Origin of the sequence: Mycobacterium sp. E3298, from assembly GCF_001666895.1 — a bacterium.
Lineage (GTDB): Bacteria > Actinomycetota > Actinomycetes > Mycobacteriales > Mycobacteriaceae > Mycobacterium.
The window spans coordinates 1-13,440 of record NZ_LZJB01000464.1; the positions used below are offsets into that span (position 1 = coordinate 1).

The following is a 13,440-nucleotide window of genomic DNA, read 5'->3' on the forward strand; positions in this document are numbered from 1 at the left end:
CTACCTGAGGGCGCAACTCGAAGGCGGGTTCTCCCGGCCCTTCATCGCCACGCTGTACGCGATGCCTCGTGCCTACATCGAATTGTACCGGGCGGCAAAGGATTCCATTGCTGACCGCTATGACTACGATCCCCACGATCTGGGCCTGCACGTCGCGGTCGCCGATCTGGACTACATCAAGCGGGGCCACGTCAGTTACCTGCTGCCCTACCTGGTGGGCAGCATCCTGGGCCTCGATCCGCAATGCCGGCGCATCATGTTCGATCCGGATCACCGCAACGTCCTGGCGCGCACGTTCTGCGAACGGGGCGGCTGCGTCTTCCTCGGTGAGCACGACATGTCGAACCGGCGGATGGCCCTTTACGCGCTGCCCCGCACGCCCGACGACGTGCCCGGCGGCTGACTCAGAGCTGCTCGGCGATGCGCTGCGCCAAGAACGCGGCCGCCTCACCGAGCGCGACGCTGACGACGATGTTGGCGATTGCCGCGCGCACCTGGCGCTCCTCGCCGAGCCGTTGAGTTTCCAGCATCCAGGTGGAAAAAGTGGTGTAGGCGCCTACGAACGCGGTGCCGGCCAGCAGGGCCGCTTCCTTGCTCAGCACCAGGCCCCCGAGAAAGCCCAAGAGCGCTGCGCCGCTGACGTTTACGGCCAACGTGCCGAACGGAAAGGACCGGGCCACCCGGCGGCCCACCGCGCGGTCGACGACGAAGCGCAGCACCGAGCCGACGCCGCCGATCAGCGCGACACCGACCCACACCGCGACCGTCGTGACCGCGCCGGCCGTCATCCGCGGACCCGGACCCGGCGCACCAATTTGGTGGCCAGGTGTACGGCCAGCAGTCCCAACACGACGCTGGTGACGGTGTAGCCGGCGGCCAATGCCCAGTGGCCGTGCTCGACCATCCTGAGCGTCTCGACCTGCATCGTCGAGAACGTCGTGAGCCCACCGCACAACCCGGTGCCGAGCAGGGGACGCCGATAACTCGACAACGGCAACCGTTCGAGCAACCGGGTGGTGAAGTACCCGACCAGGAAGGCGCCGACGATGTTCACCGTGAAGGTCGGCCACGGCCACCTCGCCGGGTCGCCCGCGGCGAGGACGCCCAGGGCGGCGCGGGCCAGCGAGCCCAGCGCCCCGCCGGCGAAGACCGCGGCCAGTTCGCGATAGTCGTGCGCCACGTGATCCCTTTCCCCTGTGCAGGATTTACGGGTGGGTGAATCCGGGACGTCAGAAAAGTACCTGACAGGTCGGCGACGTGCGCCGCGGGCAGAATTGGTAACCATGGCCCACCCTCGCGCCGGTCAGCCGGCCCAGCCCGAAGACCTCGTCGACCTGCCGCACCTGGTGACGGCCTACTACTCGGTTCAGCCCGACCCCGACGACGTCGCACAGCAGGTGGTGTTCGGCACGTCGGGCCATCGCGGCTCCGCGCTCAACGGGGCGTTCAATGAGGCCCACATCGTCGCGATCACCCAGGCCATCGTCGAGTACCGCGCCGCACATGGCACCACGGGCCCGCTGTTCATCGGCCGGGACACGCATGGCCTTTCCGAGCCGGCATGGGTCTCGGCGCTGGAGGTGCTGGCCGCCAACGACGTCGTCGCCATGGTGGACTCCCGGGACCGCTACACGCCGACACCGGCGGTCAGCCACGCGATCCTCAACTACAACCGCGGCCGCACCGACGCGCTGGCCGACGGCATCGTCGTGACGCCGTCGCACAACCCGCCTCCCGACGGCGGCTTCAAGTACAACCCGCCCAACGGCGGGCCCGCGGACACCGACGCTACGAACGCAATCGCCAAGCGCGCCAACGAAATTCTCCGCGACGGCGCCCGGGTGAAGCGAGTGCCGTTCGCGCGAGCGCTGGATGCCGTCCAGCGTTATGACTATCTCGGCACCTACGTCGACGACCTGCCGAACGTGGTCGACATCGACGCGATCCGCGCGGCGGGGGTGCGGATCGGTGCGGACCCGCTCGGCGGGGCGAGCGTGGACTACTGGGGCGAGATCGCGCAGCGGCATGGGTTGGACCTGACCGTGGTCAACCCGCTCGTCGACGCGACATGGCGGTTCATGACGCTCGACCACGACGGCAAGATCCGGATGGACTGCAGCTCACCGGACGCGATGGCCTCGTTGATTGCCAACCGCGATAGCTATCAGATCGCCACCGGCAACGACGCGGACTCCGACCGGCATGGCATCGTCACGCCCGACGGTGGGCTGCTCAACCCCAACCACTATCTGGCGGTCGCCATCGATTACCTGTACACCAACCGGCCGTCGTGGCCGGACGGCATCGCCGTCGGCAAGACCGCCGTCAGCTCGTCCATCATCGACCGGGTGGTCGCCGGCATCGGCCGCAAGCTCCTCGAGGTCCCGGTCGGCTTCAAGTGGTTCGTCGACGGCCTGATCGGCGGCACCATCGGGTTCGGCGGCGAGGAATCCGCGGGCGCGTCGTTCCTGCGGCGCGACGGCTCGGTGTGGACCACCGACAAGGACGGCATCATCCTGGCGCTGCTGGCCTCCGAGATCCTGGCCGTCACCGGATTGACCCCGTCGCAGCGCTATCAGGAGCTGACCGCCGAGTACGGGACGCCGTTCTACGCCAGAGTCGACGCGCCTGCCGATCGCGACCAGAAAGCGCGGCTTTCCAAGCTCTCACCCGAGCAGGTGACCGCCACCGAATTGGCCGGCGAGCCGATCACCGCGAAACTCACCACCGCGCCCGGCAACGGCGCGCCGTTGGGCGGATTAAAGGTGACGACCGCCAACGCGTGGTTTGCTGCGCGGCCGTCGGGCACCGAAGACGTCTACAAGATTTATGCCGAGTCTTTCAACGGACCCGAGCATTTGGTGGAGGTGCAGGAAACCGCGCGCGAGGTAGTTAATAAAGTCATTGGGTGACTTGTTCCCTCCGACTTGCCCGCCCGGGGGGACGCGGCTCTTCTTCTGCGCGGCTTCCGCGCGAAGTCTGGATCCTCAGCTGGGCCAACATCATGGTGGCACTGGGCTACGGCGTCATTTCGCCGGCAATGCCCGCCTTCGCCCGCACCTTCGGGGTCAGCATCGAGGCGGTGACTTTCTTGGTCACCGTCTTCTCGTTGACCCGACTGTGTTTCGCACCGATAAGCGGACTGTTGGCGCAACGGTTGGGTGAACGGCGGATCTACATCGGTGGTTTGCTGATCGTGGGGTTGGCCACGGCCGCGTGCGCGTTCTCGCGGGCGTACTGGCAACTCCTATTTTTTCGCGCACTCAGCGGCTTGGGTTCGACGCTGTTTTACGTCGCGGCCTTGGGGTTGATGATCCACATCAGCCCGCCCGACGCCCGCGGGCGAATCGCGGGCATTTTTACCAGTTCGTTCATGATCGGCGCGGTCGGTGGGCCGGCGGTCGGCGCCCTGGCGGCGGGCTGGGGGCTGACGGCTCCCTTCATCGTCTACGGTGCCGCAATGCTGGTGGTGGCCGTGGTGCTGTTCTATGGCTTGCGTAATTCGACGCTGGCCGCGCCTTTGCCGCCGACACGATCGACGGTGACGATCCGAGAAGCGTTGGGGTTCCGCGCGTATCGGTCGGCGCTGTTGTCCAATTTCGCGATGGGCTGGTCGGCGTTTGGGCTGCGCGTCGCGCTGGTCCCGCTGTTCATTTCCGACGTCATGGGCCGCAGCGTCGGGGTCATCGGCGTGGTGCTGGCGGCTTTCGCGGCCGGCAATGCGGTGGCCGTCATTCCCAGTGGCTACTTGTCCGACCGGATGGGGCGGCGCACGTTGTTGATTGTCGGTCTGGCGGCATCCGGTGCGGCCACCGCCGGGCTGGGCGTCGTGACGTCGCTGCCCGCGTTCATGGTCGTGGGGTTTGTGTCCGGCGTGACGACGGGGATCTTCATGTCTCCTATGCAGGCCGCCGTCGCCGACATCCTCGGCAGGGAGGCTCGCGCGGGCACGCCGGTGGCCGCGGTGCAGATGGCGTCGGATCTGGGCGCGATCGTCGGCTCGATAGCGGTCGGCTGGGTCGCCGAGCGGCTGAGCTACGGCTGGGCGTTCGCGATCAGTGGGGTTGTTCTGTTGGTCGCCGCCGTCGCCTGGGTGCCCGCGCCCGAGACGCGGACGGCGCTCGAGCCCGCCTGACCAGCAGCTTTGAACGTCGGTGGCCAGTGGTGTAGCTTCGATTGGCACGACTTGGGGCTATGGCGCAGCTGGTAGCGCACCACACTGGCAGTGTGGGGGTCAGGGGTTCGAGTCCCCTTAGCTCCACAGATATTCACGGGTCCGCGATTCGTCGCGGGAGGTTCGACCACCGCGTTACGTGCCCGGCATCACCTCAGGGCTGACGAGGCTATGCGGGCTCGTCGTCGGCCGCGGAGTCTTCGTCTTTGGCCAAGTGGCGCAGGACCCGTTCGTTCAGGGCGGCGAGCATCTCGAGCTCGGCCGGGGTAAGCAGGTCGATGAAGTTCCGGCGGACGTCCTCCACGTGCCCGGGCGCCGCCTTCTCGATGGCGGCGCGGCCGGCAGGCAGCAGGCAGACCATGGTGCTGCGGGCGTCGTCGGGGTTGGGCTCGCGACAGATCAGCCCGTCCTTCTGCATGCGCCGCACCTGATGTGAGACACGGCTCTTCTCCCAACCCAGTGCATTGCACAGGTCGCGGGCGGGCATGCGGTCCCCGTCGTGGCCGGAAAGCACCGCCAGGATCTCGTAGTCGGCCCCGGACAGTCCCGATTTCTGCAGGCCCCGGTTCAGGTGCACGTCGAGCTGATGGTGCGCGTGCTGGAAGGCCCGCCAGGCGCGGTCTTCCCTAGGGTTCAGCCAGTTCGGTTCCATTGGCCCCCATGCTACCGGTAAGTGGTTGACGTGTCATCAAAATCCCCATAAGGTGGACGCATCAACCATTCCGACCACTAGTTCAGGACAGGACATCTCATGAGCAGCATCAGCATCATCGGGACCGGGAACATGGCTCGTACCATTGGCGCGCTGGCCGTAGCGGGCGGCAACGCCGTCGAGATCATCGGCCGCGATCAGTCCAAGGCCGCCGACCTGGCCAAGAGCCTCGGCGGCAGCGCGACGACGGGGGATTTCGGCGCCGTCCCGGCCGGGGACATCGTCATCGTTTCCGTGTTGTACGCCGATGTCGTTCCGGTCGTCGCCCAGTACGGAGACGCCCTCGCGGGCAAGGTCATCGTCGACATCAGCAACCCCTTCAATGCCGCGGCCGACGGGCTGGCCATCCCCGATGACACCTCGATCGCGCAGGAAGTCGCCAAGACGGCCCCGGCCAGCGCCAGCGTGGTGAAGGCCTTCAACACCATCTTTGGCGCTGTCCTGGCGCAGGGCCGGCCGCTCGACGTCTTCATCGCCGGCGACGACGCGCGGGCCAAGGCGGCCGTGGCGGAGTTCATCAAAAGCCTCGAGCTGCGCCCGCTCGACGTCGGCGGCTTGAACATGGCGCACTGGCTGGAAGGAACGGGCCTGGTCGTGATGGGCCTCGCCCGCCACGGGGTGGGGAATTTCGACTTCGCCCTCGGCGCCACCGTTGCCGGCTGAGCCGCCCGGCCCAGGAGTGAACGAGCAAAGGGCGCCCGCGCCCCCAAAGTAATGGTTGATTTATCACCGAAGGGGTTCGAGCGATGAACCTTGGCTTCGCACTTCCCATCGTCGGGCCCGCCGTCCGCGGCGCCGCTGGTCTCGGCGCGTTCTGCCGCGGGCTCGAGGACCTCGGCTACGACACACTGTGGGTCGGCGATCGCCTGGTCACGCCGGTCGACATGCACAGCACCTATCCGGGCAAAGAGCAGCCGTACCCGCCGCAGATGACCCGCTACCTCGACCCGGTGCTGCTCTGGACCGTCGCCGCGACCGCGACCAACAGGGTGCGGCTCAACGCCAGCACGCTCAGCACGTTCTACTACGAGCCGGTGCACCTGGCCCGTCTGCTGACCACGCTCGACGTGCTCAGCGACGGCCGCCTGGACGTTGGCGTGGGAATCGGATGGATGAAGGACGAACACGACATCGCCCGCGGCGCGGACTGGAGCCGGCGCGGGAGGATGCTCGATGACCTGCTGGCGTTCCTGCACGAGTGGTGGACGACCAACCCGGTTTCTTGGGAGAGCGAGTTCTTCTCCCTGCCGCCGGTTCATGCCGACCTGCGCCCGGTCCAGGCCGGCGGTCCGCCCATCTGGATCGGCGGTGCCAGCGAGGCGGCGATGCGCCGGGTCGGCCGCAGCGGCACCGGCTGGCTCGGGGTCGAGGGGCTGCAGGACGAGGTCACCGACCACTTGTGGTCGATTGCGCGCCGGGCGGCAAAGGACGCCGGCCGCGATCCGGACGCGCTGAAGACGGCCATGCGGATCAACCTCGACCCGGGCACGTCAGTTGACTCCGTCACCGACAAGCTCGAGCGCCTCGCCCAGTCCGGTGCCGACGAGGCGATCGTGGATGCCTTCGCATTGTTCCCCACCCTTGACCAGATGCTGGACTTCGCCGGCCAGGTGATCGCCCGGTGGCGTGAGTGTGGGAAAGAGTGACGGCGGTGATAATGGGCGATCAAGCGGGATGCGGCCTCACCGATGCAGGTTCCACTGACCGCAATCCGCGGCGAGGACGTCGTTGACGTCGACCTGGAGGCCCCCGACTTCCGGACCTGGATTCGACGGCGTACTCACCACGCGTTGATAGAGGACGGCGGCAGGGTCGACCTGGCCCCGGGACCAGGCCTTGGTTTGCCAGGCCCAGCGGTGGCCGGGGGTGCGCGAATTGCCGATGACGCCGTCGGCCGCGGCCCACTGGCACACATCGATACCGCCGTAGACGCCGGTGCGCTGCACTCCCAATACCGAATTGATTCCGCGAAACCACTTGAGCGCCAAATTGTTCCAGGTGTCGTGGTTTATGTCTTCGTCGACGCTGAAGAAGATCGGCGCACTCTGACCGCCACCCGCCGCGGTATGCAAATCCCACGCGGTGCGAGCATCGGCAACGCCGCCCTCGAACCCGCGCCTGAAGTCCGACGGTGCCGTCCCGCCCGGCTTGCCGTATTGGTAATTGCTGACGATCATCAGCCCGGCGGCGGTCAGCTGCTCGGCGTAGGGCCGTGTGATCGGCTTGGCGCCCATGGTCGAGCCGGGACGCGATAGCGAAACGTAGTTGATGACGCCGGAGTAGCCGGCGGCCCGAATGTGGTCCGCCGGGATTTGGCGCATGGCGAAGTCGATCAGTCTGGGCGGGACGGCGGCCGCGGCAGGGCGGGCCATACTTGTCGATGCCGCATACAACCCCGGTAGTACCGCCAGGGGAATGGCGTAGCGCAATAAATCGCGCCGGGGAATGGGGCGCGACGGCCGCACATTCGCCGACGAATCCTGCATCGCGTGATGTTAAATTTGTGACTTTTGTCAACATAAGTGGCGCGTACTAGTCGATATCCAATCGGTTTCTGCGCTTCACCGTGTCGAGTCAATGTCGGAAGCGCCGGCGACGAGCGACCCCGTCCTATCTGCGCCGATTACGCGCCGCTCGGGGACATCCGTGCCTCGGTAGGCAACTCTCAGAAACCTCGTACCGCCGGTACGCATAACCGGCGGCAGGCGTGGGTACGCGGCCGAGTGAACGGCTGTTCGCAGACAATCCGGGAGGGAGCTTTCGATGCCCGAGGTCCAACTTCACCACGACGGCCATCCCATGTACCGCCGGATGGTTCGGTTCGACTGGTCGGAGACGCCACTGCACTGGGTGCCCGACGACCCGTTCTCGACACACATGATCAATGTCTTGCACCTCCTGCTGCCCGAGGGCGAGCGCCACTTCATCAAGGCCGTTCTCGAAGCGTCGTCGCTGGTCGACGATCCGGAGTTGGAGGCGGCGATCAAACCGTTCATCCAGCAGGAGTCCTGGCATGCGTGGGCCCACCAGGTGGTGCTCGACCACCTCGCCGAGCAGGGGATCGACACCAAGCCGTATACCGATCGGCTCGGGAGGCTGTTGTCGATGACGCTGGGCGACCCGCCCAAGTGGTTTCCGCCGGCCATGAAGCGGTGGTGGCTCTATCGGCGCCTGGCCGACGTAGCCGCGCTTGAGCACTACACGGCGATGTTGGGCCAGTGGGTGCTGACTAACCGAGGTCTGGACTACGCGAAGGCCGACCCCATGATGCTCGACCTGTTGCGCTGGCACGGGGCCGAGGAGGTCGAGCACCGCGCGCTGGTGTACGACGTCTTCCAGCACGTCAGCGGCAACTACTGGATCAGGGCGTTCTCGATGTTCTTCACCACGCCGCTGTTCATCGCCTGGTGGGTCGCGGGAGCGCGCTACCTGATGGCCCAAGACCCGACCATCGACCAAAAGTGGCGTTGGCGGGATTGGCTATCGGCCGCTCGCGAGTACAAGCTTCCGGGCCCGTGGAAGCTGATGGTGACGACGCCGGTCCGGTATCTGCGGCCCAGCCACCACCCGAACGACGAAGGGTCCACACAGATGGCGATCGACTACCTGGCGTACTCGCCGGTGGCGAAGGCCGCCAAGGAGCGGGCGCGATCCCAAGGGAAGTCGCCGGATCAAACCCAAGGGATCGAGACTTCCGGCAACGGAGCACGAAAGGCGAAGGTGTGATGAAGGTTTCGGTAGATCTTGATACCTGCGACGGCAACGGCGTGTGCATGAGCATCTGCCACGAGGTGTTCGACGTGCGCGAGGACGGTCTGCACGTACTGCAGGAGGAGGCACCAGAGGCGCTGCGCCAGCAGTTGATTGGCGCCCAGGTGTCGTGTCCCACCCAAGCGATCACGGTGAAGGACTGAAGCGATGCCGGGTCGCCAGCAGAGAAACCTGAAAGAGGTCGTCGTCGTCGGTGCCGGCGTGGCGGGCACCCGCGCGGCAGAGACGCTGCGGCAGGAGGGCTTTGACGGCGCACTCACCATCGTCGGCGCCGAGCGGCACGCCCCGTACCATCGCCCGCCGCTGTCGAAGAAGTTCCTCACCGGCACGGTGCACCGGGCCGGCGTCGACTTGGCGCCGCAATTCGACACCGAAGCGCGCGTCTTGCGTGGCGCATCGGCTCTCAAGCTGGACATGTCCTCGCGCACCATCCACGTGCGCGATGCCGACCAGGAGTTCGGCTTGCCGTTCGACGGGCTGGTGATCGCCAGCGGCGCGGTGCCACGCGAATGGCCGGGCGGCCCGGTTCCCGACGGGGTGCTGATGCTGCGAACGGTCGAGGACTGCCTGGCCATCCGGGATCGGCTGGGTTCGCGACCGCGGGTGGTGGTCGTCGGCGGCGGGTTCATCGGCGCCGAGGTCGCCGCGAGTTGCCGGTCAATGGGGTTGGACGTGGTGCTGGTCGAAAAGGCGGCCAGCCCATTGCTTTCCGCGTTGGGCACGGAGCTGGCGTCGCGCTGGGCCGACCTGCATCGCCAACATGGCGTGGATCTGCGGGTGGGCGTGGGCGTCGACGGATTCGTGGGCAACGGCCGGGTAGAAGGTGTTCGCCTCACCGACGGCTCGCAGGTTCCGGCCGATCTCGTCATCGTCGGACTCGGGGTCACCCCCGCCACCGAATGGCTGGACGGCTCCGGCTTGCGTGTCGACGACGGCGTGATCTGCGACGCCTGCGGTGTCGCGGAGGGCGGCACCGCGGACGTCCCGGTTGTCGCGGCCGGCGACGTCGCGCGCTGGTGGCACCCGCTGTACGAGCGGCACCTGCGTACCGAGCACTGGGACGACGCGGGCCGTCAGGGTGCGGCCGCCGCCCGGGCCCTGATGGCGGGGCCGCGGGGCGCGGAGCCCTACGACGAGGTGCCGTACTTCTGGTCGGATCAATACGACGTCAAGCTGCAGATGCTGGGCGTGCCAACCGACTACGACTCCGTCGAGATCGTCGAAGGCGATCCGGGCGCCTGGGAGTTCGTCGCGGCGTACGGGCGCGGTGGTCGTACCATCGCCGCGCTCGGGACGATGCCGGGCCGGGTGTCCGCCTACCGCGAAGCCATCGAGACGCAAGCCGCGTTTCCACCGAGCCGGGCGGCATAGCAAGACGGACGATAGCGCCCAGACTCAAGGCGTGTCCCGCCGGCGGATTGCCGGCGGGACACGCCTTCAACTGAATCGACCGAATCTCATTGGCCGGGAATCAGAATCGTCTTCCCGGGCAGCCGATTGGCGTCGGAGTCATCGTGCACGGCGGCAGCGTCGGTCAGCGGTCGGCGGTCGGCGACGTCGATCACCAGGTTTCCGGCGTCGACCAGGTTGACGAGTTCGGCCAGCTGCGCGGCGTCGCTGCGGACGAACACCCGCTGCGCGCGCACCCGCCTAGCCGCGTCCTCCTCGCCGGACGTCATGGTGCCCAGGTAAAACCCGCCGTCGGCGACCAGGCCGACCAGGGCCGCAGTCTGCTCCGGTGCGGTGCTGACCAGGTTCAGCACCACGTCGAACGGCTGCCCGGCGACGTGCGGCGGGGTGTTCGCGTAGTCGATGTAGTCGATGATCCGGTCGGCCCCGTGGTGGCGCAGCCGGGAAGCGCTGCGCGCGGACGCGGTCGCGGTGACGACGGCTCCGACCTGCTTGGCGAGCTGGACCGCGTAGCCGCCGACCGCTCCGCCCGCGCCGTTGATCAAAATGGACTGCCCGGACCTGAGTTCGGCGATCTCGGACAACGCCTGCCATGCCGTCAGTCCGACCGTCGGCAGCGCCGCGGCATCGGCGAGCGGCACCGACTTTGGCGCTGCGGTCAGCACCGCGGCCGGGGCGAGCGCGTACTCTGCGGCGGCGCCGGGGGCGTCCAAAGGCAGCAACCCGACGACGGCGTCACCAACGTTCCACCCCGTCACCCCGTCACCGAGCTCGGCGACGGTTCCGGCGACGTCGATGCCCGGCGTGTGGGGGAAGGAGATCGCGTATACCTCGGACAGGTAGCCGTCCCGGATCCCGGCGTCGACCGGGTTGAACGAGGTTGCGGCCACCTTCACCAGCACTTCGCCGGGGCCGGGCACCGGCCGCCGAACCTCTTCGTACCGCAGAACGTCACTGCCGCCGTAACGGTGGTACTGCACAGCCTTCATGGTCTTCTCCGTTTCACCTAGGTGCTTCGATCTCGAAGCAGTTGCACTACGCATAACTTGCTTCGAGATCGAAGCGATTCCGGAGTTCCGGGTGACGATCACCACATTGCTTCGAGCTCGAAGCATTACGATCAAGGCATGGCACAAGCCCTCAAGCCTCAGCAGATGCGCGCCTACTTCGCCCTGATGGAGGCGGTCAGCCTGCTGCAGTACGCCGTGCAGCGACAGCTACGGGCCGAGGGCGACCTCAGCTACGTGCAGTTCGAGATTTTGGCGAAGCTTGCCGACGCCCAGCGCCGGTTGACCATGACCGAACTGGCCGACGGCGTGGTCTACAGCCGCAGCGGCCTCACCCATCAGGCGGGTCTGCTGGAACAGGCGGGCCTCATCGCCCGCGAAGCCAGCGTCGACGACCAGCGCGCCACGGTCGTCGGCATCACCGAAGCGGGCCATGCGCGGCTTGCCAAAGTGCTGCCGGGCCACATCGAGGTTGTCCGCGACCTGCTGTTCGATGCGCTTTCCGGCGAGGACGTGCGGGCGCTCGGCGACATCATGGGTCGCGCCCGCGATCACATGCGGGCCCGACCCGCGCGCTCGGCCGCTTCGCGCACACGCCGCGCCACGGCAGCGCAATGAGGTGTCAACCCACTTTCGTCCACGGCGTGCAGCCGTGCGTGATGAACTTCGCCACCGCGGGAGCCGAGAGATTCGCCGTGACCGGGGTCGTTTGAATCCCGCTGTCGGAGTTGATCAGTCTCCCGTCGCGGGTCCACGTGGTGAAGACGCAGGCCGCTCGGTAGTCGCCCGGTTCGGCGTGGGCGACGTAGGTGCCGTAGGGGAGTTGGGCGGGCACCGCGTAGGAGCCGGGTCCGTATCCGCCATCCGCGCACGCCACCGGGGCGGCAGGACAGCCGATGGCCAACGCGGACAGCAAACTCGCCGCGAACGCGGGCGCGTGGACCAGTCGCATGAACACAAACATTAAGTCCCGGCGACGACTTGGTGGAGAGTGCGCATCAGGTGCATGCCAGTTTGACTGGCCGATTAGGTTTTCGTCTGAATGCGCATTACTCTTGCCCGCGGTTCTGATTGCGACTCTCCGAAAGCAGCCATGCCCATTCAGCCCACCCTGCTGCGCCGACAATCGCTGCGCAGCACCCGCTCGTCGCGGGTCGTGCCTCGCGTGAAATGCCCCATGGTCGGCCAGTGCTTCGATATCGAGATCACTCGCGATGCCGACGGATGGATGATCCGCGTTCCCGAGATCGGCAGGGTCACCCGCACCGTCCGCCGGGACATGGTGGAGCCGGCCGCACGCGAATGCATCGCCACCTGGACCGGCATCCCCATCGGGTATGTCGCCGTGTATGTCGTGAGCGAGAACGTCTGACACCCACGCCTTCGGGCCCGCTTAGTGGCCAAGGTGTGTCTCGCGCGTGACCTCGGCGCGACGATGACGCGAAACGCTCATCATCATGACGATGCTGGCGGCCGTCGCGGCCCTGGCGATGGCAATGGGCGTTGGCTATTACTTCGGCCGGCGCGCGGAACCGGCGCGGCCAAGCTGGAAGAGGCGCACGAGCCGGGTAGCCCTCGGGCGCCTCGCGATCAGCCTGCTCGTCTTGTTGACCGCTCGCCGCGCCATGACCATGTGGGGACCGAGGTTCGTTGCCCCGCTGGGGCTCCTGCGCGGTAGCGTTGCGCGGATCCGTTCTTACTGACCGCGAGGACAGACATGTCAGCACTGCAGGGCAAGGTCGCCTTGGTGACCGGGGCGTCGTCGGGCCTCGGCGCTGAGACGGCCCGGCTGTTCTCCCGCCAGGGCGCAACGGTTTTCGGCATCGGCCGGGACACTGGCCGGTTGGCCGAGGTGTTCGCAGACGTCCAAGGTGGTTGTTACGCATCGGTGGACGTCGCTTCCGCGCAGGCCTGCCGCGACGCGGTGGAGCAGTGCGTGCGTGAGCTGGGCGGGCTCGACGTGCTGGTCAACGTCGCCGGCCGACACCAGATGCGGCGCACCGAGTCGATGACCGACGACGACTGGGCGGAGGACCTCGCGGTCAACCTGAACGGTCCGTTCTACCTGTGCCGGGCCGCGTTGCCGCACCTACTGGAGCGCGGCGGCAACATCGTCAACGTCGGCTCCATCGCCGGCGTCGAGGGCCAGGCGTACTCGGCCGGCTATTGCGCCGCCAAGCACGGGCTGGTCGGCCTCACCCGCGCCCTGGCGGTGGAGTACACCGCGGATCGCTTGCGCGTCAACGCGATATGCCCGGGCGGCATGCTCACCCCGCAGCTCGAACACTTCAGGGCGCCGGAGAACCCGAACTACGACCTGATCATGCGCACCGCTTCCCCGCGCGGCATGATGCAGCCCGTCGACG

18 protein-coding genes and 1 tRNA gene are annotated in these 13,440 nt (G+C 67.3%); 13 read left to right on the forward strand and 6 right to left on the reverse strand.

Annotated elements, in window-relative coordinates; translation table 11 throughout:
• Positions 1 to 403, forward strand: a 403-nt coding sequence (locus A9X05_RS21440) for a GNAT family N-acetyltransferase (RefSeq protein ID WP_156736880.1), incomplete at its 5' end; no start/stop codon positions are given.
• 1 nt (position 404) lies between these two features.
• Here A9X05_RS21440 and crcB (A9X05_RS21445) read toward each other — a convergent pair.
• On the reverse strand, positions 405 to 788 hold the full coding sequence (crcB, locus tag A9X05_RS21445; RefSeq protein WP_067756893.1) for a fluoride efflux transporter CrcB: 384 nt from the start codon (positions 786 to 788) through the stop codon (positions 405 to 407).
• Complete coding sequence (crcB, locus tag A9X05_RS21450; RefSeq protein ID WP_067756890.1) at positions 785 to 1,180, reverse strand: fluoride efflux transporter CrcB; 396 nt, start codon at positions 1,178 to 1,180, stop codon at positions 785 to 787. The genes crcB (A9X05_RS21445) and crcB (A9X05_RS21450) overlap by 4 nt, the downstream gene beginning before the upstream one ends.
• Before the next feature lie 103 nt (positions 1,181 to 1,283).
• On the opposite strand from crcB (A9X05_RS21450), the gene pgm reads away from it, so the two are divergent.
• From pgm to A9X05_RS21465, 3 genes are all read left to right on the forward strand, one after another.
• Positions 1,284 to 2,912, forward strand: a complete 1,629-nt coding sequence (gene pgm / locus A9X05_RS21455) for a phosphoglucomutase (alpha-D-glucose-1,6-bisphosphate-dependent) (protein WP_067756887.1) — start codon at positions 1,284 to 1,286, stop codon at positions 2,910 to 2,912.
• A 71-nt stretch (positions 2,913 to 2,983) separates the two neighbouring features.
• Entirely contained in the window at positions 2,984 to 4,135 is a 1,152-nt protein-coding gene (locus tag A9X05_RS21460) for an MFS transporter (RefSeq protein ID WP_368664939.1), read from the forward strand.
• Between the two features lie 53 nt (positions 4,136 to 4,188).
• Positions 4,189 to 4,261 (forward strand) — tRNA-Ala (locus A9X05_RS21465).
• An 82-nt stretch (positions 4,262 to 4,343) separates the two neighbouring features.
• Here the strand turns inward: A9X05_RS21465 and A9X05_RS21470 are convergent.
• Complete coding sequence (locus tag A9X05_RS21470; RefSeq protein WP_067756884.1) at positions 4,344 to 4,826, reverse strand: MarR family winged helix-turn-helix transcriptional regulator; 483 nt, start codon at positions 4,824 to 4,826, stop codon at positions 4,344 to 4,346.
• Between the two features lie 99 nt (positions 4,827 to 4,925).
• Here A9X05_RS21470 and A9X05_RS21475 point away from each other — a divergent pair, with 99 nt between their 5' ends.
• Both A9X05_RS21475 and A9X05_RS21480 read left to right on the forward strand, forming a co-directional pair.
• Complete coding sequence (locus tag A9X05_RS21475; protein ID WP_067756881.1) at positions 4,926 to 5,549, forward strand: NADPH-dependent F420 reductase; 624 nt, start codon at positions 4,926 to 4,928, stop codon at positions 5,547 to 5,549.
• Between the two features lie 83 nt (positions 5,550 to 5,632).
• On the forward strand, positions 5,633 to 6,532 hold the full coding sequence (locus A9X05_RS21480) for a TIGR03619 family F420-dependent LLM class oxidoreductase (protein WP_067783962.1): 900 nt from the start codon (positions 5,633 to 5,635) through the stop codon (positions 6,530 to 6,532).
• 36 nt (positions 6,533 to 6,568) lie between these two features.
• On the opposite strand, the gene A9X05_RS21485 is transcribed toward A9X05_RS21480, so the two are convergent.
• Entirely contained in the window at positions 6,569 to 7,372 is an 804-nt protein-coding gene (locus tag A9X05_RS21485) for a DUF1906 domain-containing protein (RefSeq protein ID WP_067783964.1), read from the reverse strand.
• Positions 7,373 to 7,649: 277 nt separating this feature from the next.
• Here A9X05_RS21485 and A9X05_RS21490 point away from each other — a divergent pair, with 277 nt between their 5' ends.
• The 3 genes from A9X05_RS21490 to A9X05_RS21500 are packed head-to-tail and all read left to right on the forward strand — an operon-like array spanning position 7,650 to position 10,028.
• Positions 7,650 to 8,612: a metal-dependent hydrolase gene (locus A9X05_RS21490; protein WP_067756872.1), complete on the forward strand. Its 963-nt coding sequence runs from the start codon at positions 7,650 to 7,652 to the stop codon at positions 8,610 to 8,612.
• Positions 8,612 to 8,800 (forward strand): ferredoxin, encoded by a 189-nt coding sequence (locus A9X05_RS21495; protein WP_067757081.1) that lies wholly within the window; start codon positions 8,612 to 8,614, stop codon positions 8,798 to 8,800. The genes A9X05_RS21490 and A9X05_RS21495 overlap by 1 nt, the downstream gene beginning before the upstream one ends.
• A 4-nt stretch (positions 8,801 to 8,804) precedes the next feature.
• Positions 8,805 to 10,028 (forward strand): NAD(P)/FAD-dependent oxidoreductase, encoded by a 1,224-nt coding sequence (locus A9X05_RS21500; RefSeq protein WP_067756869.1) that lies wholly within the window; start codon positions 8,805 to 8,807, stop codon positions 10,026 to 10,028.
• Between the two features lie 86 nt (positions 10,029 to 10,114).
• Here the strand turns inward: A9X05_RS21500 and A9X05_RS21505 are convergent, their stop codons facing one another.
• Positions 10,115 to 11,056 carry an NADP-dependent oxidoreductase gene (locus tag A9X05_RS21505; protein ID WP_067783966.1) on the reverse strand — a complete coding sequence of 314 codons (942 nt, stop codon included), beginning with the start codon at positions 11,054 to 11,056 and terminating at the stop codon, positions 10,115 to 10,117.
• A gap of 138 nt (positions 11,057 to 11,194) precedes the next feature.
• On the opposite strand from A9X05_RS21505, the gene A9X05_RS21510 reads away from it, so the two are divergent.
• Positions 11,195 to 11,692, forward strand: coding sequence for a MarR family winged helix-turn-helix transcriptional regulator (locus A9X05_RS21510; protein WP_067783968.1), 498 nt, complete (start codon positions 11,195 to 11,197; stop codon positions 11,690 to 11,692).
• Between the two features lie 4 nt (positions 11,693 to 11,696).
• Here A9X05_RS21510 and A9X05_RS21515 read toward each other — a convergent pair whose 3' ends face one another.
• Positions 11,697 to 12,026, reverse strand: coding sequence for a hypothetical protein (locus tag A9X05_RS21515; protein ID WP_156675528.1), 330 nt, complete (start codon positions 12,024 to 12,026; stop codon positions 11,697 to 11,699).
• A 225-nt stretch (positions 12,027 to 12,251) separates the two neighbouring features.
• On the opposite strand from A9X05_RS21515, the gene A9X05_RS21520 reads away from it, so the two are divergent.
• From A9X05_RS21520 to A9X05_RS21530, 3 genes are all read left to right on the forward strand, one after another.
• A complete protein-coding gene (locus A9X05_RS21520; RefSeq protein WP_067757078.1) occupies positions 12,252 to 12,446 on the forward strand; it encodes a long chain fatty acid-CoA synthetase Faa4p in 195 nt (64 codons plus the stop codon).
• Positions 12,447 to 12,531: 85 nt separating this feature from the next.
• On the forward strand, positions 12,532 to 12,777 hold the full coding sequence (locus A9X05_RS21525) for a hypothetical protein (RefSeq protein ID WP_067783972.1): 246 nt from the start codon (positions 12,532 to 12,534) through the stop codon (positions 12,775 to 12,777).
• Positions 12,778 to 12,791: 14 nt separating this feature from the next.
• Positions 12,792 to 13,440 (forward strand): SDR family NAD(P)-dependent oxidoreductase (locus A9X05_RS21530; protein WP_067783973.1); only part of this gene is annotated, 649 nt, incomplete at its 3' end.